The sequence below is a fragment of the Vibrio sp. 378 genome, assembly GCF_033339435.1.
The window spans coordinates 219,849-240,430 of the sequence record NZ_JAWOUO010000005.1; the positions used below are offsets into that span (position 1 = coordinate 219,849).

The window sequence follows — 20,582 nt, forward strand, 5'->3', positions numbered from 1 at the left end:
GAATTGGTAGACGCACCAGATTTAGGTTCTGGCGCCGCAAGGTGTGAGAGTTCAAGTCTCTCCTTCCGCACCATTATCGGAAAACCCAGCATGACTTTGCTGGGTTTTTTCTTTTTTTTGGTTCTGGACTCGGGAAATCATTAGATTTGCCGAATTAAAAAAGCGAGCTCATGGCTCGCTTTTTTTCTATCTGTGATTTGAGTAGCTTACTACATACCTAACGCGTATTTCAGTACTTGAGCCTTAATTGGCCCTGAGTTTTCAGCAAGCTTCAATGCAGCATTACGTACGAACTTCAATGGCCCAAGATCGTTGCTAAAACCTTTATAGAAAAAGTCCATGCCCGTCTGCATGAGTAAGTTGTCAGGTCGACGTGCGCGTTCGTATTTCGCGAGTAAGGTATCTTCCAGCTTTTCTTGGTGTTCTGTTACCGAAAGGAGAACGTCTACATCTTTGAAGCCTAAGTTTACCCCTTGCCCTGCAAGCGGATTGATCGTATGAGCAGAGTCACCCACTAACACGCAATTTTTGCTTGAGTAGCTTTGCGCATGACGACGAGTGAGTGGGAATGAGCCAAACTGTAAAACTTCAATATCGCCTAATTCAGCAGGGAAATGACGTAAGATTTCTTCCCTTAGTTGAGGTTTACCCATCGCACACAGTTGTTTAATACGTTTAGGCGAGTCATACCAAACCAAAGAACCTTGGCCTACTACTTGACCATCGTCGTTACTCAAAGAGCACAGAGGTAAAAATGAACGTGGGCCTGAAGGTGTAAATTGTTGCCAAGTAATATCTTGCTGAGGCAATTCTGTTTTCACGTTAATCAACATGCAGTGTTGTCGGTAATCCCACGCAGTTACACCAATTCCAGACAATTGACGAACTTTAGAGTTTGCACCATCAGCACCAATCACCCAGTTAGCTTCAAACTGCTCCCCACTTTCTAGTGTCACAAGGTTTACATCTGCAAACTCAATGGCTTTTAATCGCTCAGGACACATCACGGTTAGATTTTCATACTGAGAGAAGACTTGCCAAAGACCTAATTGGATTAGGCGATTTTCAACGATGTAACCTAGCTGATCCAATGACAATTCATCAGAGTGAAAACGAGTACGGCACTCTGGGTGCTCCCAAGTTTCTAAGCGCCGATAAGGACAAACTCGCATGCTCTTGATCTCTGACCATGCTCCGAGTGAATCAAGTAACTCCACCGACTGGTGCGAGATTGCAGATACACGAATATCCATCGCCTGAGCGGCATCAAAAACTTTAGGTTTTGTACCTTCGACCAAGACAACGCTTCTGCCCTGCTTGGCAAATCCAACAGCGACGGCTGCCCCAACCATACCGCCACCGATCACGGCGATGTCATACTTGTTCATTTTTCACTCTTCATCGTGCTGATTAATTGGCGTTTTTTATTGTACTTTCCATGGCTATTTTTACAAAATTGTTTAACAAAAAACCTTGTTCTGCATAGGGCGAAAAACTAGATTTCATCAGGCTTTGCAGAGAATTAGCTAGATCACTAGTCAGGTGCTTTTTAAAGCAGTACAATACGCCGCTTACCGCCGTGATGGCGGCTATAATTTGAGCAATAGCTCTCCGATTTAAGTACAACTGAACGAGCGAAAGTGAGATGAGTAAGAAACTGCTAATTAAAACCTGGGGCTGCCAGATGAACGAATACGATTCATCAAAAATGGCCGACCTGCTTAATGCTGCAAACGGCTACGAGCTGACGGAAGAGCCAGAGGAAGCAGACGTACTTCTACTTAACACCTGTTCGATCCGTGAAAAAGCGCAAGAGAAAGTTTTCCACCAGTTAGGCCGCTGGAAAACACTAAAAGATAAAAAACCTGGCGTAGTTATCGGTGTAGGTGGTTGTGTAGCAACGCAAGAAGGTGACCATATTCGTGAACGTGCACCATACGTTGACGTTATTTTTGGCCCACAAACTTTGCACCGCCTACCTGAGATGATCAAACAATCTCAGTCCGATGATGCACCAGTTATGGACATTTCGTTCCCAGAGATCGAAAAATTCGACCGCCTACCTGAACCTCGCGCTGAAGGTGCGACAGCATTCGTTTCTATTATGGAAGGCTGCTCTAAGTACTGTACTTACTGTGTCGTACCGTACACTCGTGGTGAAGAAGTAAGCCGTCCAATGGATGACGTACTGTTCGAAATCGCCCAACTTGCTGAACAAGGCGTACGTGAAGTAAACCTTCTGGGTCAAAACGTAAACGCGTACCGTGGTCCTATGCACGATGGTGAGATCTGTTCATTTGCAGAACTGCTTCGTTTGGTTGCGTCTATCGATGGTATCGACCGTATTCGTTTCACGACGAGCCACCCGTTAGAATTCACAGACGACATCATCGCAGTATACGAAGATACGCCAGAACTTGTGAGCTTCCTGCACTTACCTGTGCAAAGTGGTAGTGACCGTATCCTAACGATGATGAAACGCCCTCACACCGCTATCGAATACAAATCGATCATCCGTAAACTGCGTAAAGCTCGTCCTGATATTCAAATCAGTTCAGACTTTATTGTTGGTTTCCCTGGTGAGACAGACAAAGACTTCCAAGACACCATGAAGCTAATCAAAGATGTAGACTTTGACATGAGCTTCAGCTTTATTTTCTCTCCACGTCCAGGTACGCCAGCAGCGGATTACCCTTGTGATGTGTCAGAACAAGTGAAGAAAGAACGCCTTTACGAACTACAGCAAACTATCAATGCTCAAGCGATGCGTTACTCTCGCTTAATGCTTGGCACAGAACAACGTGTTCTAGTTGAAGGTCCTTCGAAGAAAAACCTAATGGAACTACGCGCTCGTACAGAAAACAACCGTGTAGTAAACTTTGAAGGTAGTGCAGACCTAATTGGTCAGTTCGTTGATGTAAAAATCGTAGACGTATTTGCAAACTCACTGCGTGGTGAGCTAGTACGTACTGAAAAAGACATGGATCTTCGTAGTGTGATTTCCCCAACGCAGATGATGGCGAAAACACGTCGCGAAGATGAGCTGGGTGTAGCTACTTTTACGCCGTAAGCTCGTATAAATAGCCATGGAGAGCCTGGTCGTTATCAGGCTCTCACTAAGTGGCAAAAAATGAGAGGCAACATTGAGCAATAAAATCGTAACTCTAGAAATTAACCTAGAACCTTCAGACAACCGCCGACTAGCTAGCCTGTGCGGTCCATTCGATGACAACATCAAGCATTTAGAACGTCGTCTAGGCGTTGAAATTAACCACCGTAGTGACCACTTTACGATTGTCGGTAAACCTCATACCGCATCAGCTGCGCTGGATATCCTGAAAACTCTATATGTTGATACCGCACCTGTACGAGGTGAGATCCCAGATATTGAGCCTGAGCAAATCCATCTAGCGATCAAAGAGTCTGGTGTTCTTGAGCAGAATACTGAGTCTAATATCGAGCATGGTAAAGAAGTCTTCGTCAAAACCAAGAAAGGTGTGATCAAACCACGTACGCCAAACCAAGCGCAGTACTTGGTTAACATGGTCACGCATGATATTTCTTTTGGTATTGGCCCGGCTGGTACAGGTAAAACCTACCTTGCTGTAGCAGCAGCTGTTGACGCACTAGAGCGCCAAGAGATCCGTCGTATTCTACTTACTCGTCCAGCGGTTGAAGCTGGTGAGAAATTGGGCTTCCTGCCTGGTGATTTAAGCCAGAAAGTCGACCCATACCTACGTCCGCTATACGACGCTCTATTTGAAATGCTGGGCTTTGAGCGCGTAGAGAAGCTGATTGAACGTAACGTGATTGAGGTTGCCCCTCTTGCTTACATGCGTGGTCGTACTCTAAACGACGCCTTCATCATTCTTGATGAGAGTCAGAACACCACTGTTGAGCAGATGAAGATGTTCCTAACGCGTATTGGTTTTAACTCTCGCGCGGTTATCACTGGTGATGTCACGCAGATTGACTTACCTCGTGGTGCGAAATCGGGTCTTCGTCATGCTATTGAAGTACTAAGCGAAGTTGACGACATCAGCTTTAACTTCTTCTTGGCCGACGACGTTGTACGTCACCCTGTGGTTGCTCGTATCGTTAACGCGTACGAGAAGTGGGAAGCACAAGACCAGAAAGAGCGTAAAGAGTTCGAGAAACGCCGTCGTGAAGAACGCGATGCGAAGTTACTAGAAGCAGCAAAAGCCGAACTGAATGCACAAGTTGCTTCAACTAAGGAATAATCATGGCGATTGAACTTGATCTGCAACTGGCAGTCGAAAATGAAGAAGGTCTGCCTTCGCAGCAAGATTTCCAATTGTGGCTAGATAAGACAATCCCTCTCTTCCAGCCACAAGCCGAAGTCACCATTCGTATTGTTGATGAACAAGAAAGTCATACGCTCAACCATGAGTATCGCGGCAAAGATAAACCAACTAATGTGTTGTCGTTTCCATTTGAAGCACCTCCTGGTATGGAAATAGATTTACTTGGTGATTTGATTATTTGCCGCCAAGTTGTTGAAAAAGAGGCGGTTGAACAGAGCAAGCCTCTGCTAGCACATTGGGCGCATATGGTTGTACATGGCAGCTTGCATCTGCTAGGTTATGATCATATAGAGGATGACGAAGCCGAAGAGATGGAGTCCCTCGAAACCGAAATCATGCAAGGTATGGGTTATGAAGATCCTTACATTGCTGAAAAAGAGTAGCTATTGGCCACTCGACAGGGAAAGGCGAACCACCTAAATGACTCTCGTGTTCGCCTCTCTATGTGTGCTATCACACTTCTGATAGCGTTACTTAATTGAGAAACAATGAACGAAGATAATTCTCCCTCTTCTAACGAAGATAAGAAAGAAAAGGCAGAAGGTCCGAGTAGAAAGTCCTTCTTTGAACGTCTAGGTCAACTATTTCAGGGCGAACCAAAAGATCGCCAAGAGCTTGTGGATGTTATCCGCGACTCTGAAGTTAACGACCTGATTGACCATGACACTCGCGATATGCTTGAAGGTGTTATGGAAATCTCCGAAATGCGTGTGCGTGACATTATGATCCCGCGTTCGCAAATGGTTACCGTTGAGCGTACTCACGACCTTGATACCTTGGTTGCTTTGATTACCGATGCTCAACACTCTCGCTACCCTGTAATCAGCGAAGATAAAGACCATGTGGAAGGCATACTTCTAGCGAAGGACTTACTTAAATACTTAGGCTCAGGCAGCAATCCATTTGATATCGAAGAAGTCATTCGACCAGCGGTTGTAGTACCGGAAAGTAAACGCGTTGATCGACTGCTGAAAGAATTCCGTGAAGAACGTTATCATATGGCCATTGTTGTCGATGAATTCGGTGGTGTTTCTGGTCTTGTAACCATTGAAGATATCCTTGAGGAAATCGTCGGGGATATTGAAGATGAATTCGATGAAAGTGAAGAGACGGACATTCGTAAGCTGAGCAAGCATACGTTTGCTGTCAGAGCGCTGACAACCATCGAAGAGTTTAATGAGACATTCGGAACCAACTTCAGCGATGAGGAAGTTGATACCGTTGGTGGTATGGTCATGACTGCCTTTGGTCACTTACCTTCTCGTGGTGAACTGGTTGAAATTGAAGGCTACAACTTCAAAGTCACCGCTGCCGATAACCGTCGTGTCATTCAACTCCAAGTGACGATCCCAGACGAAGAAACCCTGGTTGAAGCCACTCAAGAGTAACGCGATACCCATTGGGAATCTCAGAAAATTACAATGATGAATGAACTCTTTCATCGCCTTAAGCGGCCCTTAGTGGCCGCTTTTGTTGGCGCCTCTACTACACTCGCTTTCGCTCCTTACCAGCTGTGGCCTATTGCCATTCTTAGCCCAGCAATTCTACTGATTCTTCTTGCTAACCAAACTCCGAAACGCGCACTATGGATTGGTTATGCTTGGGGGTTAGGTCAATTTGCAACTGGCGTTAGCTGGGTTTACGTCAGTATCTCAGGTTTTGGCGGTATGCCGCTCATTGCCAATTTATTTTTAATGGGCTTACTTGTTGCCTACTTGGCTGTTTATTCAGGCTTATTTGCTTGGCTCAACAACAAGCTGTTTCCTCAATTTACGCTCACAAAAGTACTTCTCGCTGCACCTGCTTTATGGCTGATCAGTGATTGGTTGCGTGGTTGGGTGATGACCGGCTTCCCTTGGTTATGGCTAGGCTATAGCCAGATAGATGCTCCACTCGCAAGCTTTGCACCAATTGGCGGCGTAGAACTGCTTACTCTATTTATCCTTATCAGCGCAGGGGCGTTAGCCTATGCATGGATTCATAAGCAGTGGCTGATGGTGATTATCCCTGCGGTACTACTCAGTACTGGCTTTGGGATTCGCAACTACGATTGGGTAACACCCCGACCAGAAGACACGACTAAGCTCGCGCTGATTCAAGGTAACGTAGACCAGAACCTAAAGTGGCTACCGAGTCAACGCTGGCCGACCATCATGAAATACGCTGACTTAACTCGTGAAAACTGGGACGCTGACATTATCGTTTGGCCAGAAGCAGCAATTCCCGCTTTTGAAATTGAAGTGCCTTCATTTTTGAGCAATATCGACAGCGCTGCAAAAATGAATAACAGCGCAATCATCACCGGTGTCGTCAATCAAGCTGAAGATCGACAGTTCTACAACAGTATTCTGTCCCTCGGCATCACACCATACGGTGACTACAGTTTCGACTTGAGCGAACGCTACCATAAGCATCACCTATTACCGTTTGGTGAGTTTGTACCATTTGAAGATATTTTGCGCCCATTAGCGCCATTCTTTAACCTACCGATGTCGTCGTTTAGCCGTGGGGCTTTTGTGCAGCCAAACATCGTTGCGAATGGCATGCACATGGCACCAGCGCTTTGCTATGAGATCATCTTTAATGAGCAAGTGCGTCAAAATGTGACTGACGAAACAGACTTCATTCTAACGCTTTCAAACGATGCATGGTTTGGTCACTCTATCGGTCCTCTTCAGCATATGGAGATCGCCCGTATGCGTGCCTTAGAGTTGGGTAAACCGCTCATCCGCTCGACTAACAACGGATTAACAGCGGTAACCGATCACAAAGGTAAAATCGTTGAGCAAGTACCGCAGTTTGAAACTGCAGTACTGCGCGCAGAGCTCACCCCAACCGATGGGAAAACGCCATATCGAATCCTTGGTACTTGGCCATTGTATATTTGGGTTGGGTTAAGTTTAGCGCTGACTTTCGGTTTAAGAAGAAAACAGAGCTGATAACAGCTTGAAAGTAGAAAAGACAAAAAAGAGGCGACTAAGCCTCTTTTTATTCATTGCATTATACAGTCGTTACTCGCCATTTATGGCTTTAATGACTGACGAGTAAAGCCTTTGTGACCACACTTAATACACGGAATGATTACTGTTGGGTGGTTATACGTTGTCTTGTGACCACACTCATCACAGACTAAAGTGCCTAAGCCTATCACCTCTCCTGCTTCATATAGCCCTTGATGCTCTAAGTCATCGAACAACTCAACCCACTCAACTTTAGTTCGGTCTGTAATCTCTAACAGCCCTTGCCATATCGAATCCGCAATCGTTAAGTAAAACGGGCCGCTTTTGCTATCCTCGTAACTCTCTGAAAACTCTTTTAAGTCTGCTTTAAGGTACGCTTTGATTAAAGCCAACTCATCTTTGGTCAAGTCATTAGCAGCATCCACCACTTTGCCCGACGTCTCAATCGCTTTGTTAACTTCTTCCGGACTGTGCTTCAAGGTTTCAATCACATCCTCGAGCATTTCCTCATAACCTGTTTTACGTTTAGGCATAACTGACCTCCATCTTTCTCCTACCTGCGTCACTTAAGGGCGCATGGGTACAGATTGGCTATTGTTGTGATCCCTAGCTTTAGGTATTCTATGACGATCTATTTAAGTCTGTTCTAACCGAACTCACAAATTCCAAGATAACGGATACCATCGATGCAAGAACAATACAACCCACAAGATATTGAACAAAAAGTTCAAAAGCACTGGGATGACAACAAAACCTTTGTTGTAAGTGAAGACCCAAATAAAGAAAAATTCTACTGTCTGTCCATGTTCCCATACCCAAGTGGTCGACTGCACATGGGTCACGTGCGCAACTATACTATCGGTGATGTAGTATCTCGTTTCCAACGCCTACAAGGCAAAAACGTGATGCAACCAATCGGTTGGGATGCATTCGGTCTACCTGCAGAAAACGCAGCAGTAAAAAACAAAACTGCGCCAGCACCTTGGACTTACGAAAACATCGAATACATGAAGAACCAACTTAAGCTTCTAGGCTTTGGTTACGATTGGAACCGTGAATTCGCAACATGTACACCGGAGTACTACCGCTGGGAACAAGAGTTCTTCACTAAACTTTACGAGAAAGGTTTAGTTTACAAAAAGACTTCTTCTGTTAACTGGTGTCCTAACGACCAAACTGTTCTTGCAAACGAGCAGGTTGAAGACGGTTGTTGCTGGCGTTGTGATACGCCTGTAGAGCAAAAAGAAATCCCTCAATGGTTCATCAAAATCACTGAGTACGCTCAAGAGCTACTAGACGACCTAGATAAGCTTGAAGGTTGGCCTGAAATGGTAAAAACCATGCAGCGCAACTGGATTGGTCGTTCTGAAGGTGTTGAACTGAAGTTTGAAGTTAAGGGGCAACAAGACCTAGAAGTTTACACAACACGTCCAGATACGCTAATGGGTGTGACTTACGTGGGTATCGCAGCTGGTCACCCTCTTGCAGCTCTTGCAGCAGAGAACAATCCAGAGCTTGCAGCGTTTATCGACGAATGTAAGAACAACAAGGTTGCAGAAGCTGAGCTAGCGACAATGGAGAAGAAAGGTATGGCGACTGGCCTTACTGCTATTCATCCATTGAACGGCCGCGAAGTACCAGTATACGTAGCAAACTTCGTACTGATGGACTACGGTACAGGCGCGGTAATGGCTGTACCTGCGCACGACCAACGTGACTACGAGTTCGCAACGAAGTACGGTCTAGACATCGTGCCAGTTATCAAGCCTGCTGATGGCAGCGAGCTAGACATCTCTGAAGCGGCATACACAGAGAAAGGTGTACTGTTCGATTCAGGTGAATTCGATGGCCTAGAATTCCAAGCGGCGTTCGATGCAATTGCAGCGAAGCTAGAAGCAGAGGGCAAAGGCACTAAGACTGTAAACTTCCGTCTACGCGACTGGGGTGTATCTCGTCAACGTTACTGGGGCGCACCAATCCCAATGGTAACGACTGAAGACGGTGAAGTTCACCCAGTACCTGCTGACCAACTACCAGTGATTCTTCCAGAAGACGTGGTAATGGACGGCGTAACGAGCCCAATCAAAGCAGACAAAGAGTGGGCGAAGACAACCTTTAACGGCGAACCTGCTCTACGTGAGACAGATACGTTCGATACGTTCATGGAATCTTCTTGGTACTACGCGCGTTACTGTTCACCACAAGCGGACGACATCCTAGACCCAGAAAAAGCAAACTACTGGCTACCAGTAGATCAGTACATCGGTGGTATCGAGCACGCTTGTATGCACCTACTGTACTCACGCTTCTTCCACAAACTACTGCGCGATGCGGGTTACGTAACGTCTGACGAACCGTTCAAGCAACTACTGTGTCAAGGCATGGTACTGGCTGATGCGTTCTACTTCGAGAACGAGAAAGGCGGCAAAGAGTGGGTAGCTCCAACAGACGTAGCCGTTGAACGTGATGGTAAAGGCCGCATTACTTCTGCTAAAGACACTGAAGGTCGTGATGTAACGCACTCAGGCATGATCAAGATGTCTAAGTCTAAGAACAACGGTATCGACCCTCAAGAAATGGTAGACAAGTACGGCGCTGACACAGTACGTCTATTCATGATGTTCGCGTCTCCAGCGGACATGACACTTGAATGGCAAGAGTCTGGCGTAGAAGGTGCGAACCGCTTCCTAAAACGTGTTTGGAAACTAGTGAAAGAGCACACAGCGAAAGGCGCAGCAGAAGCAGTAGATACCGCAGCGCTTTCTGGTGATCAAAAAGCACTTCGCCGCGACGTTCACAAAACTATCGCGAAAGTGACGGACGATATCGCTCGTCGTCAAACATTCAACACCGCGATCGCAGCGATCATGGAGCTGATGAACAAACTAGCGAAAGCGCCTCAAGAATCTGCGCAAGATCGTGCAATCCTTGACGAAGCACTGAAAGCTATTGTTGTCATGCTTTACCCTATCACTCCGCATATCTCATACGAGCTATGGGCAGCACTAGGTGAAACAGACATTGATAACGCGGCATGGCCGACGTTTGACGAAAAAGCGCTAGTTGAAGACGAAAAAACCATCGTTGTTCAAGTTAACGGTAAGCTACGTGCGAAGCTAACAGTCCCAGCGGATATCTCTAAAGACGATATCGAACAGCTTGGTCTAAACGACGAAAACGTGGTTAAGTTCACTGATGGCCTGACTATTCGTAAAGTCATTTACGTTCCAGGTAAACTGCTGAACATCGTTGCAAACTAATCACAGCTTGCAATTTGTCTCAGTTTAGCGAACTTATTTGTTAACCAAGAGTCATTAAACAGGGTAGTTCGCTACCCTGTTTATTTACCTCAAACCATTCACATGAGTGGTTTAAGGTAAATAACCCCTTCAATTTAGGATGAATACAATCAATGCGCTTTTTCTCTTTGATTAAACTACCAGTGGTATTGGTATTAGCGGGGCTTCTTTCTGCCTGTGGTTTTCACCTTCGCGGCGAGTATTCCGTACCGGAAGAGCTGCACACTATGTCTTTCTCCAGCTACGATGAATACAGTGAATTAACTCGCTATGTACGCTCTCAACTCGAACTGAACAAAGTTGAACTTGTTCAACCATCATCGACGGTACCCAACCTTCATTTGACGGAAGCGACAATCGATGAGCGTACACTATCGCTTTATCAAAATAGCCGTGCAGCAGAAAAAGAGCTGACATACGTAGTAAAATACCGTGTGACAATTCCTGGCTATGGTTCTAAAAACTTTACGACAACAGTAAACCGCAACTACCTAGACAACCCGTTGACCGCACTTGCAAAATCTGTTGAGCGTGACGTAATTGAAGACGAGATGCGCTTGCAAGCTGCAAAACAGATGATGCGCCAGTTGGGCCGTATTCGTGCCGAATATGAAGCAGGACAAATCTCTGAGCCAGCGAACAAAAACTCTTAGTCACTATGCGAATTTATGCCGATAAGCTAACGGATCATTTAACTAAACAAGTTAAACAGGTTTACTTAATCTTTGGTAATGAGCCGTTACTGATTCAAGAAAGCCGCCAAGCCATCCAAAAGGCAGCGTTTCAACAAGGTTTTGAGGAAAAACACCGTTTTGCTGTGGATGCTAGCATCGACTGGAACCAAGTTTACGACTGTTTCCAAGCGATGAGTCTGTTTTCAAACCGTCAATTGATTGAGCTTGAAATTCCTGAAAGTGGCGTGACAACCGCCGTCAGCAAAGAGCTGCAAACACTGTGTGATATGCTTCATGATGACATCATGCTCGTCATTGTTGGTAGCAAACTGACCAAAGCCCAAGAAAATGCGAAATGGTTTAAAGCATTAAGCTCAAAAGGCGATTGGGTAAGCTGCTTGTCGCCAGACCTTCAACGCCTACCTATGTTCATTCAGACACGTTGCCGCACGTTGGGACTAAAACCCGATCAGCAATCACTGCAAATGTTGGCTCAATGGCATGAAGGTAACCTATTTGCATTGACACAAAGCTTAGAGAAATTGGCCCTACTCTACCCGGATGGTGAGCTGACCATCATACGTTTAGAGGAAGCCCTAAGTCGCCATAATCACTTCACTACCTTTAACTGGATCGACGCCTTACTGGCAGGTAAAGCAAACCGTGCACAACGTATTCTTCGCCAACTTGAGGCGGAAGGGGTTGAGACCGTGATCTTGATTCGAAGTGTACAAAAAGAGTTGAGCCAACTTTTAAATATGCATCAAGACTTAAGTCAAATGGGAATGAACCAGGTATTTGAGAAATATCGAGTTTGGCAAAACAAGCGTCCACTCTATAACGCAGCACTGACCCGCTTATCAGCGAGTCGTATTTGTGCATTGCTCTCCTTGTTGGCTCAAGCCGAGATAAAAGCCAAAACTCAGTATGACGAGTCTGTATGGCCAACTATTCATCAGTTGAGCTTAGAAACCTGCTCTCCTGATATTAAGCTGGCAATTTAAAAATCAAAGCGTGATATAGTGCGCGACCTGTTTTGCAAGCAAGAATGTAAAACACTGTAGAGATAAGAGACAAACCGAGGAAAACCGAGTGCTTCGCGAAGAACTGAAAGACTTTTTAGCTGATAAAGCCGACGACATGAAAGCGGAAGACATTATCGTCCTAAATGTGGAAGATAAATCAAGCGTGACAGATTACATGATCATCTGTACTGGTACATCCAAACGCCACGTTTCATCCATCGCTGACCATGTTGCAACAGAGGTGAAAAAAGCCGGTCTTGAGCCACTAGGAATGGAAGGTGAAAACGAAGGTGAATGGGTAGTCCTAGATATGGGCGACGCCATGCTTCACGTGATGCAAGAAGAGCACCGCGAACTCTACCAGCTAGAAAAACTCTGGGGTTAATCTTTTGAAAATTCAACTAATTGCTGTTGGCACAAAAATGCCAAAATGGGTTGAGGAAGGCTTTCAAGAATATCGTCGCCGTTTCCCGCATGATATGCCGTTGGAGTTGATTGAAATCTCTGCTGGCAAGCGTGGTAAGAATGCCGATATCGCTCGCATCCTGCAAAAAGAAGGAGAAGCGATGCTCGCGGCGGTACCAAAAGGCAACCGTATCGTCACGTTAGATATCCCTGGTAAAAAATGGGACACTCCTCAACTCGCTGAGCAGTTAGAAGCTTGGAAATTAGATGGCCGTGATGTATCAATATTAATCGGCGGTCCCGAAGGACTCGCTCCTGCATGCAAAGCTGCAGCAGACCAAAGCTGGTCATTGTCTGCCTTAACGCTACCCCACCCTCTAGTGCGTATCGTAATGGCAGAAAGCTTGTACCGAGCGTGGAGCATCACCGCTAACCACCCTTATCATCGCGAATAATCGTTGTTTAACTTTAGAGCCAAGCGTTAATGATTCGTAAACGCCGCAGTCAAATCCGAGATTATCAAGCCGAAGCGCGTCTGTTTGCCAGCCGCGCTATTGTTGCTTTTATCGGCATTGTTGTCTTGATGGGAGCTCTGGCTGCCAACATGTACAACATTCAGGTGAACCAGTTTCAAGACTATCAAACCCGCTCGAACGATAACCGCATCAAAGTAGTGCCTATCGCGCCTAACCGAGGTCTAATTTATGACCGAAATGGCGTTTTACTGGCAGAGAACCGTCCCGTCTTTAACTTAGAACTGACCCCAGAAAAAATTAAAGACATTGATGCAACCATCCAAGAATTACAAACTATTCTGGAAATTACACCAGACCAGATTGAACGTTTCCACCACGAGCGTAAACGGACTCGTCGATTTAAATCGGTCCCACTGCTTACCCAACTGAACGAAAAACAAGTAGCGGTATTCTCCGTCAATCAGTACCGCTTTCCAGGTGTGGAAATAAGTGCGACCTTAAAGCGCTACTACCCTTTCAGCGAAGTCTTAACCCACGTGATTGGGTATGTTTCTCGAATCAATGATCGCGACATGCAGCGCCTGATCCGAGAAGAAAAAGACGCAAACTATCAAGCCACTCGCGACATTGGTAAGCTGGGTATTGAAAAATACTACGAAGACCTCTTACACGGTACAGCCGGATATCAAGAAGTCGAGGTAAACAGCCGCGGCCGAGTAATTCGTACCTTAAAGTACGTTCCACCTGTACCCGGAAAAGACATCGTTTTAAACCTTGATATCAACTTGCAGTTGTACGTACACCAATTATTGGACGGCCGCCGAGGCAGTGCTGTAGTGATCGATCCTAGAGACAACGGCGTACTGGCTATGGTTTCGAGCCCTAGCTACGATCCTAACTCGTTCGTGCACGGAATCTCAGGTAAAGACTATCGCGCCCTTTTGAACGATAAAAACCGTCCTTTGGTCAACCGCACTACACTTGGCATTTACCCCCCTGCGTCTACCATCAAACCATTTATGGCGGTAGCCGCGCTGCAAGAAGGTGTCGTCACACCTAACACCACACGAAATGACCCTGGTTATTGGCGCATACCAAACTCCAACACACGCCCGTTTCGTGACTGGTTGCGTTGGGGGCACGGGCGCGTCGATATCATTAAGTCGATCGAAGAGTCTGTTGATACCTTCTACTATCAAATCGCTTATGACATGGGCATTGACCGTATTTCGAATTGGATGATGATGTTCGGTTTTGGTGATTACACTGGCATTGATATCTACGAAGAAAGTAAGGCGAATATGCCGACTCGTGACTGGAAAATGTCTCGCCATAAAACCCCATGGTATAAAGGTGATACGATCCCTGTGGGTATCGGCCAAGGATATTGGACAGCAACACCAATGCAAATCGCCAAAGCAACCTCCGTATTAGTAAACGAGGGAGAAGTGATCGCACCTCACTTGCTCAAAGCGACGATAGAAAATGGTAACGACTTCGAAGAGCAGCAAACGACAGAATACGTGACTTACCCACCAATCAAGAATGTGCCGAAAAAGTACTGGGATATGGCGAAAGAAGGCATGCGTCGGGTAAACCATGGCACGCGCGGAACAGCTCGCCGCTCATTCTACAAAATGAATTATGAAACAGCGGGTAAATCAGGTACTGCACAGGTCTTCGGTCTGGGTGAAAACGAAGAATACAACGCCGATGAGATCGCCGAGCACTTACGTGACCATGCGTTATTTACTGGCTTTGCACCATTTGATGATCCTAAAGTGGTCGTCACTGTAGTACTAGAAAATGCCGGTGGTGGTTCTAGTAACGGTGCCCCAGTAGTAAGGAAAATTTTTGACCGAGTCGTTCTTGGTCCAGAAGAAATTGAGCCTGAAAACAATGCGAAGAAAGAGGTAAAACAGTAATGAAGATGGATCCCTCTACAGGTAAAAATCGCGCCCTGTTTGAACGCTTCCATATCGACTTACCACTCCTACTTGGCATACTGGCCCTGATGGGGTTTGGCCTGGTGATCATGTACAGCGCCAGTGGCCAAAGTTTACTGATGATGGATCGCCAAGCCATGCGAATGGTGCTTTCACTCGTTGTGATGCTCGTCCTTGCGCAGCTTTCTCCACGAACTTACGAAAGCTTGGCACCTTTGATGTTCGTTGGTGGCGTTATACTGCTTTTCGGCGTGCTGTTTTTCGGTGAAGCATCGAAAGGCGCGCAGCGTTGGCTTAACCTCGGTTTTGTGCGCTTTCAACCGTCAGAGCTATTGAAGCTCGCAGTGCCATTAATGGTGGCTCGCTATGTCGGTAGACAGCCCCTTCCACCAACGCTAAAAACACTCATTGTTGCACTGATTATGGTCTGCTTACCAACCATTCTCATTGCAAAGCAGCCTGACTTAGGTACCTCGATCCTGATCGCCGCTTCCGGTATTTTTGTTATCTTCCTCGCCGGCATTAGCTGGAAAATCATCGCTGGTGCTGCGATTGCATTAGGTGGTTTCATTCCAATTCTGTGGTTTTTCTTGATGCGAGAGTATCAAAAAGTGCGAGTTCGTACTCTATTTAACCCGGAATCTGATCCGCTAGGAGCGGGCTACCACATTATTCAGAGTAAAATTGCGATTGGCTCCGGTGGTATTTCCGGCAAAGGTTGGTTGCAAGGTACGCAGTCACAACTAGAATTTCTTCCAGAACGACACACTGACTTTATCTTTGCAGTAATTGCTGAAGAATGGGGTATGATTGGCTTCCTTTGCCTTTTAGCCATCTATCTATTTATTATTGGACGAGGTTTATATCTCGCCAGCCAAGCGCAAACCGCATTTGGACGAATGATGGCAGGCAGTATTGTACTCAGCTTCTTCGTGTATATTTTTGTAAATATTGGCATGGTAAGTGGCATCCTACCTGTAGTAGGTGTACCGTTGCCACTCATCAGTTATGGCGGCACATCAATGGTAACCTTGATGGCTGGTTTTGGTATTCTGATGTCGATTCATACGCACCGAAAAGCATTCTCTAAGGCGACCTAGACATGCAAAAACGCGCTTTATATTCCTTGGTTTTCTCTGCTCTTATTTTGGCAGGCTGTTCATCAACTAGCCAAAAAGAACAAGAAGGCCGTTACGAACTCGAATCCGATGTTGCACCGGATACACCGCTTTCAGTCGAACACATCGAGGATGCGCATCCTAAATATGAACCGTACAGCCTAGGTGGGAACAAAGATTACCACTTGCGAGGCAAAGACTACAAAATAGTTCGCAATGCGAAAGGCTTTAAAGAAAAAGGCCGCGCATCTTGGTATGGGAAAAAATTCCAAGGTCATTTGACTTCTAATGGCGAAATCTATGACATGTACTCAATGACGGCAGCGCATAAAACGCTACCGTTACCAAGTTACGTAAAAGTTACCAATACTGACAACGGCAAAACCACCATAGTACGAGTTAATGACCGAGGTCCTTTTCACGATGGCCGTATCATTGATTTAAGCTATGCCGCCGCGCACAAGTTAGATGTCATAAAAACAGGCACCGCGAACGTGGAAATTGAAGTGATCAGTATCAATCAGCCCACGGACAAAAAGTCATTAGAAGCGCACCCTAGGTACGTTATTCAAGTGGCATCATCAAAAAATGAAGAACGCGCGCGAACTTTAGGTACCGAGCTTGGTCAAAAATTGGATACAGAAACTTTCCTAGAGAGTGCGAAAGAGTCTTATCGCTTGTTGTTAGGGCCATTTACTGACTATTCCCTGACGCAAGCCACATTAGATAAAGTAAAGTTGCTCGGCTATTCGTCTGCATTTATTAAAAAACACAACACTGCCAAATGACCTCGTGTCATGAATTTCTCTTTGATCCCCCTCTTACATAACTAGGGATTCTGATAAGATGTCTGCAGTTAACCCAAAAATTTGAATTACCATGAATAAAAATAAGTTTGTGAAATCTATTCTCGTTTCTTCGGTTGCCCTTTCTGCAACTTTCGCTCAATCTGCTCTTGCATCACCTATCGTTGTTCCAGATGCCCCTCAAATCGCGGCGAAGGGCTACGTGCTGATGGATTACCATTCAGGTAAAGTACTGGCAGAGAAAGAGATGAACACAAAATTGTCTCCAGCTAGTCTGACTAAGATGATGACCAGCTATGTAATCGGCCAAGAGCTAGCGCGTGGTAATATCTCAGAAGATGATGATGTCACCATCAGTAAAAATGCGTGGGCGAAAAACTTCCCTGATTCATCAAAGATGTTCATTGAAGTAGGCACAACAGTTAAAGTACGTGACCTGAACCGAGGTATCATCGTCCAGTCAGGTAACGATGCCTGTGTTGCGATGGCAGAACATATTGCAGGTTCAGAAGATGCGTTTGTTGACCTAATGAACGCTTGGGCCAACACATTGGGTATGACTAACTCGCACTTTGCCAACGTTCATGGCTTAGATAACGCAGAGTTGTACTCAACACCATACGACATGGCACTGCTGGGTAAAGCACTTATCCGTGACGTACCAAATGAGTACCGAGTGTACTCAGAGAAGAAATTTACTTACAACGGCATCACCCAATACAACCGTAACGGTCTACTTTGGGATAAGAGCATGAACGTTGACGGCATCAAAACGGGTCACACAAGTAATGCGGGTTACAGCCTAGTAAGTTCAGCAACTGAAGGTCAAATGCGCTTGGTTGCGGTCGTTATGGGTACTAAAGATGCCAATGCTCGTAAGTCAGAAAGCAAAAAGCTGCTAAGCTACGGCTTCCGTTTCTTCGAAACAGTGGCACCGCACAAAGCAGGTGAAACGTTCGTAGAAGAAAAAGTGTGGATGGGTAACAAAGACACCGTAGCACTGGGTCTTGACCAAGATACTTACGTAACACTACCGCGTGGTGAAGCGAAAAACCTAAAAGCAAGCTTCGTCCTTGAAAAAGAGCTAGAAGCCCCAATTAATAAAGGTGATGTAGTTGGTAAGCTATACTATCAGATCGATGGTGAAGATATTGCCGAGTACCCACTAATGGCACTAGAAACCGTAGAGCAAGGTAGTCTATTTAGCCGTATGTGGGATTACATCGTATTGTTATTCAAGAGCTTCTTCTAAAAAGAACGTTAGAGTAGCAAACTTATTCACAAAGCCGCCTGAATGGGCGGCTTTTTAAGTTTGAGCTCCTCGTCTTGAGTTCCCCCTAATTTGACTGTACTATTTCGCACCGCAACGAATATCTACTGGAGTTATCGATATGCTAACCATCAACTCTGATGCAAAATTAAAAGACCTGCTTGAGTTCCCTTGTTCATTTACTTACAAGGTAATGGGTCATGCAAAGCCTGAACTTCCAGAGCTTGTTCTTGAAGTTATTCAGCGCCATGCTCCAGGTGACTACAGCCCGACCGTTAAACCAAGTGCTAAGGGCAACTACCACTCTGTGTCAATCAACATTACTGCAACCTCTATCGAGCAGGTTGAGACACTGTACAAAGAGTTAGGTGAAATTGACATCGTACGTATGGTTCTATAATTTTTTGATAGATTAAATTTTTTTTGAAAGCAGCCTTGGCTGCTTTCTTTTTATTTATCAAAGAGATAACGAGGCTTTACATCGCTTTCAGTTAAAAATCTGTTACGCAGCGGTAGAGCATCAGGGTTATCCGGTTTATAATCCAAAAACTTTATATATTAGCAACAGGAATTCCCATGCAACACCAACTTGTTGTAAAACGACTTGGCCGCCAAGACTATGAGCCTGTATGGAAGGCGATGCATGAGTTCACCGACCAACGCACAGAAGAAACCCGTGATGAAGTCTGGTTGGTAGAACATAACCCAGTATTTACGCAAGGACAGGCAGGTAAAGCTGAGCACTTGATTAACACTGGCGATATTCCTGTTGTACAAAGTGATCGCGGAGGCCAGGTTACGTATCATGGCCCTGGTCAGTTGGTCGCCTACTTCTTGATCAACCTACGCCGTAAAAAATTAGGTGTACGAGATCTCGTTACCACAATCGAGAACCTCGTGATCAACACGCTAAAAGCATACAATATTGACTCAGCCGCACGACCTGACGCACCAGGTGTCTACGTTGCCGGTAAGAAAATATGCTCTCTCGGTTTACGCATTCGTAAAGGATGCTCGTTTCATGGTTTAGCCTTGAACGTAAATATGGATTTAACACCGTTTCTGCGTATTAACCCTTGTGGTTATGAAGGTATGGAAATGGTTCAGGTCAGCCAATTTGGCGGCCCAGACAATGTAGAAGCCGTAGAAAAACAATTAATAGAAGAACTCGTTACTTTGCTCGATTATGAGCAAGTAGAATTCAGCACAGAAGCACCTTCTCAAGGTAATAAAGCATGAGCAAACCAATCCAGATGGAAAAAGGCGTTAAATATCGTGACGCCGATAAAATGGCATTGATTCCCGTAAAGAACATGCCTACAGAGCAGAAAGAAGTGCTACGTAAGCCTGATTGGATGAAGATCAAGCTACCAGCCGACAGCCAACGAATTCAAGACATCAAAGCGGCGATGCGTAAGAATAAACTTCACTCCGTATGTGAAGAAGCATCTTGCCCGAACCTAGCGGAATGTTTTAACCACGGTACAGCAACCTTCATGATCTTAGGTGCTATTTGTACTCGTCGTTGTCCTTTCTGTGACGTTGCTCATGGCCGCCCATTACCACCGGAAGCAGAAGAGCCTCAAAAACTGGCGAAAACCATTGCCGATATGAAGCTGAAATACGTAGTAATCACTTCTGTTGACCGTGACGATCTGCGTGACGGCGGTGCACAACACTTTGCCGATTGTAACCGCGAGATCCGTGCGTTAAACCCGCATATTAAGATTGAAACACTGGTTCCTGACTTCCGTGGTCGCATGGATGTAGCGCTTGATCTAATGAAAGACAATCCGCCAGATGTCTTCAACCACAACTTAGAAACCGCGCCACGTCTTTACCGTAAAGCTCGCCCAGGTGCGAACTACAAATGGTCACTTGAGCTCCTTAAGAAGTTCAAAGAGCAGCATCCAGATGTACCGACCAAGTCTGGTTTGATGATGGGCCTTGGTGAAACCAAAGAAGAAATCATCGAAGTACTGAAAGATCTACGCGCACACGGCGTAACGATGCTGACTCTAGGCCAGTATTTAGCGCCAAGCCGTCACCACTTGCCAGTAGAACGTTACGTTCCACCATCAGAGTTTGACGAGCTAAAAGAAGTTGCACTAGAACTTGGCTTCACGCATGCAGCGTGTGGTCCATTTGTGCGCTCTTCTTACCATGCCGATATGCAAGCTCAAGGTATCGAGATTAAATAAGCTCTCGCTTGTTTTGAAAAGCTTGTTTTGAAGAGAAAAGGTTGGCTCAGTGCCAACCTTTTTTGTATCTGGCAAAT

General features: G+C 45.6%; 19 protein-coding genes. 17 read left to right on the forward strand and 2 right to left on the reverse strand.

Going from position 1 to position 20,582, the window contains the following annotated elements; translation table 11 throughout:
- Positions 1 to 209: 209 nt before the first annotated feature.
- On the reverse strand, positions 210 to 1,388 hold the full coding sequence (locus R7Q48_RS11595; protein ID WP_213961136.1) for a 2-octaprenyl-3-methyl-6-methoxy-1,4-benzoquinol hydroxylase: 1,179 nt from the start codon (positions 1,386 to 1,388) through the stop codon (positions 210 to 212).
- A gap of 257 nt (positions 1,389 to 1,645) precedes the next feature.
- On the opposite strand from R7Q48_RS11595, the gene miaB reads away from it, so the two are divergent.
- The 5 genes from miaB (at position 1,646) to lnt (ending at position 7,264) form a co-directional block, all read left to right on the forward strand.
- On the forward strand, positions 1,646 to 3,070 hold the full coding sequence (miaB, locus tag R7Q48_RS11600; protein WP_005373038.1) for a tRNA (N6-isopentenyl adenosine(37)-C2)-methylthiotransferase MiaB: 1,425 nt from the start codon (positions 1,646 to 1,648) through the stop codon (positions 3,068 to 3,070).
- A 73-nt stretch (positions 3,071 to 3,143) separates the two neighbouring features.
- A complete protein-coding gene (locus R7Q48_RS11605; protein ID WP_005373033.1) occupies positions 3,144 to 4,241 on the forward strand; it encodes a PhoH family protein in 1,098 nt (365 codons plus the stop codon).
- A gap of 2 nt (positions 4,242 to 4,243) precedes the next feature.
- Positions 4,244 to 4,708: an rRNA maturation RNase YbeY gene (gene ybeY, locus R7Q48_RS11610; protein WP_005373030.1), complete on the forward strand. Its 465-nt coding sequence runs from the start codon at positions 4,244 to 4,246 to the stop codon at positions 4,706 to 4,708.
- Positions 4,709 to 4,813: 105 nt separating this feature from the next.
- Complete coding sequence (gene corC, locus R7Q48_RS11615) at positions 4,814 to 5,713, forward strand: CNNM family magnesium/cobalt transport protein CorC (RefSeq protein WP_005384118.1); 900 nt, start codon at positions 4,814 to 4,816, stop codon at positions 5,711 to 5,713.
- A 33-nt stretch (positions 5,714 to 5,746) separates the two neighbouring features.
- Positions 5,747 to 7,264, forward strand: a complete 1,518-nt coding sequence (lnt, locus tag R7Q48_RS11620) for an apolipoprotein N-acyltransferase (RefSeq protein WP_262630347.1) — start codon at positions 5,747 to 5,749, stop codon at positions 7,262 to 7,264.
- Between the two features lie 83 nt (positions 7,265 to 7,347).
- Here lnt and R7Q48_RS11625 read toward each other — a convergent pair whose 3' ends face one another.
- A complete protein-coding gene (locus tag R7Q48_RS11625) occupies positions 7,348 to 7,818 on the reverse strand; it encodes a zinc ribbon-containing protein (RefSeq protein WP_005373024.1) in 471 nt (156 codons plus the stop codon).
- Positions 7,819 to 7,971: 153 nt separating this feature from the next.
- Here R7Q48_RS11625 and leuS point away from each other — a divergent pair, with 153 nt between their 5' ends.
- The 12 genes from leuS (at position 7,972) to lipA (ending at position 20,505) form a co-directional block, all read left to right on the forward strand.
- Positions 7,972 to 10,545 (forward strand): leucine--tRNA ligase, encoded by a 2,574-nt coding sequence (gene leuS / locus R7Q48_RS11630; RefSeq protein ID WP_005391313.1) that lies wholly within the window; start codon positions 7,972 to 7,974, stop codon positions 10,543 to 10,545.
- 152 nt (positions 10,546 to 10,697) lie between these two features.
- Entirely contained in the window at positions 10,698 to 11,237 is a 540-nt protein-coding gene (lptE, locus tag R7Q48_RS11635) for an LPS assembly lipoprotein LptE (RefSeq protein WP_005384122.1), read from the forward strand.
- 5 nt (positions 11,238 to 11,242) lie between these two features.
- Entirely contained in the window at positions 11,243 to 12,262 is a 1,020-nt protein-coding gene (gene holA, locus R7Q48_RS11640; protein WP_033905862.1) for a DNA polymerase III subunit delta, read from the forward strand.
- Positions 12,263 to 12,350: 88 nt separating this feature from the next.
- On the forward strand, positions 12,351 to 12,668 hold the full coding sequence (gene rsfS / locus R7Q48_RS11645; RefSeq protein WP_005373015.1) for a ribosome silencing factor: 318 nt from the start codon (positions 12,351 to 12,353) through the stop codon (positions 12,666 to 12,668).
- A 4-nt stretch (positions 12,669 to 12,672) separates the two neighbouring features.
- The gene (gene rlmH, locus R7Q48_RS11650) at positions 12,673 to 13,143 is read left to right on the forward strand and encodes a 23S rRNA (pseudouridine(1915)-N(3))-methyltransferase RlmH (RefSeq protein ID WP_017821762.1); all 471 of its coding nucleotides are present in this window, start codon (positions 12,673 to 12,675) and stop codon (positions 13,141 to 13,143) included.
- A 29-nt stretch (positions 13,144 to 13,172) separates the two neighbouring features.
- Entirely contained in the window at positions 13,173 to 15,089 is a 1,917-nt protein-coding gene (gene mrdA / locus R7Q48_RS11655) for a penicillin-binding protein 2 (protein WP_318132291.1), read from the forward strand.
- The gene (gene rodA / locus R7Q48_RS11660; RefSeq protein WP_005373004.1) at positions 15,089 to 16,210 is read left to right on the forward strand and encodes a rod shape-determining protein RodA; all 1,122 of its coding nucleotides are present in this window, start codon (positions 15,089 to 15,091) and stop codon (positions 16,208 to 16,210) included. The genes mrdA and rodA overlap by 1 nt, the downstream gene beginning before the upstream one ends.
- A gap of 2 nt (positions 16,211 to 16,212) precedes the next feature.
- Positions 16,213 to 17,016, forward strand: a complete 804-nt coding sequence (locus tag R7Q48_RS11665; protein ID WP_017635670.1) for a septal ring lytic transglycosylase RlpA family protein — start codon at positions 16,213 to 16,215, stop codon at positions 17,014 to 17,016.
- Between the two features lie 91 nt (positions 17,017 to 17,107).
- Positions 17,108 to 18,286 carry a serine hydrolase gene (locus tag R7Q48_RS11670; RefSeq protein WP_005384132.1) on the forward strand — a complete coding sequence of 393 codons (1,179 nt, stop codon included), beginning with the start codon at positions 17,108 to 17,110 and terminating at the stop codon, positions 18,284 to 18,286.
- 139 nt (positions 18,287 to 18,425) lie between these two features.
- Positions 18,426 to 18,704, forward strand: coding sequence for a DUF493 family protein YbeD (gene ybeD, locus R7Q48_RS11675; RefSeq protein ID WP_005384135.1), 279 nt, complete (start codon positions 18,426 to 18,428; stop codon positions 18,702 to 18,704).
- A 176-nt stretch (positions 18,705 to 18,880) separates the two neighbouring features.
- Positions 18,881 to 19,543 (forward strand): lipoyl(octanoyl) transferase LipB, encoded by a 663-nt coding sequence (gene lipB / locus R7Q48_RS11680; RefSeq protein WP_005384137.1) that lies wholly within the window; start codon positions 18,881 to 18,883, stop codon positions 19,541 to 19,543.
- A complete protein-coding gene (gene lipA, locus R7Q48_RS11685; protein WP_005391329.1) occupies positions 19,540 to 20,505 on the forward strand; it encodes a lipoyl synthase in 966 nt (321 codons plus the stop codon). Before lipB ends, lipA begins: the two co-directional genes overlap by 4 nt.
- Positions 20,506 to 20,582: the final 77 nt, after the last annotated feature.

Bases quoted from the DNA above. Each gene is read 5' to 3' on its own strand.
- ybeD (WP_005384135.1), top strand. From the start codon at position 18,426: ATGCTAACCATCAACTCTGATGCAAAATTAAAAGACCTGCTTGAGTTC.
- holA (WP_033905862.1), top strand. From the start codon at position 11,243: ATGCGAATTTATGCCGATAAGCTAACGGATCATTTAACTAAACAAGTT.
- R7Q48_RS11665 (WP_017635670.1), top strand. From the start codon at position 16,213: ATGCAAAAACGCGCTTTATATTCCTTGGTTTTCTCTGCTCTTATTTTG.
- rodA (WP_005373004.1), top strand. From the start codon at position 15,089: ATGAAGATGGATCCCTCTACAGGTAAAAATCGCGCCCTGTTTGAACGC.
- lipA (WP_005391329.1), top strand. From the start codon at position 19,540: ATGAGCAAACCAATCCAGATGGAAAAAGGCGTTAAATATCGTGACGCC.
- leuS (WP_005391313.1), top strand. From the start codon at position 7,972: ATGCAAGAACAATACAACCCACAAGATATTGAACAAAAAGTTCAAAAG.
- corC (WP_005384118.1), top strand. From the start codon at position 4,814: ATGAACGAAGATAATTCTCCCTCTTCTAACGAAGATAAGAAAGAAAAG.
- miaB (WP_005373038.1), top strand. From the start codon at position 1,646: ATGAGTAAGAAACTGCTAATTAAAACCTGGGGCTGCCAGATGAACGAA.
- lptE (WP_005384122.1), top strand. From the start codon at position 10,698: ATGCGCTTTTTCTCTTTGATTAAACTACCAGTGGTATTGGTATTAGCG.
- R7Q48_RS11595 (WP_213961136.1), bottom strand. From the start codon at position 1,388: ATGAACAAGTATGACATCGCCGTGATCGGTGGCGGTATGGTTGGGGCA.
- R7Q48_RS11625 (WP_005373024.1), bottom strand. From the start codon at position 7,818: ATGCCTAAACGTAAAACAGGTTATGAGGAAATGCTCGAGGATGTGATT.
- R7Q48_RS11670 (WP_005384132.1), top strand. From the start codon at position 17,108: ATGAATAAAAATAAGTTTGTGAAATCTATTCTCGTTTCTTCGGTTGCC.
- mrdA (WP_318132291.1), top strand. From the start codon at position 13,173: ATGATTCGTAAACGCCGCAGTCAAATCCGAGATTATCAAGCCGAAGCG.
- lnt (WP_262630347.1), top strand. From the start codon at position 5,747: ATGATGAATGAACTCTTTCATCGCCTTAAGCGGCCCTTAGTGGCCGCT.
- lipB (WP_005384137.1), top strand. From the start codon at position 18,881: ATGCAACACCAACTTGTTGTAAAACGACTTGGCCGCCAAGACTATGAG.
- ybeY (WP_005373030.1), top strand. From the start codon at position 4,244: ATGGCGATTGAACTTGATCTGCAACTGGCAGTCGAAAATGAAGAAGGT.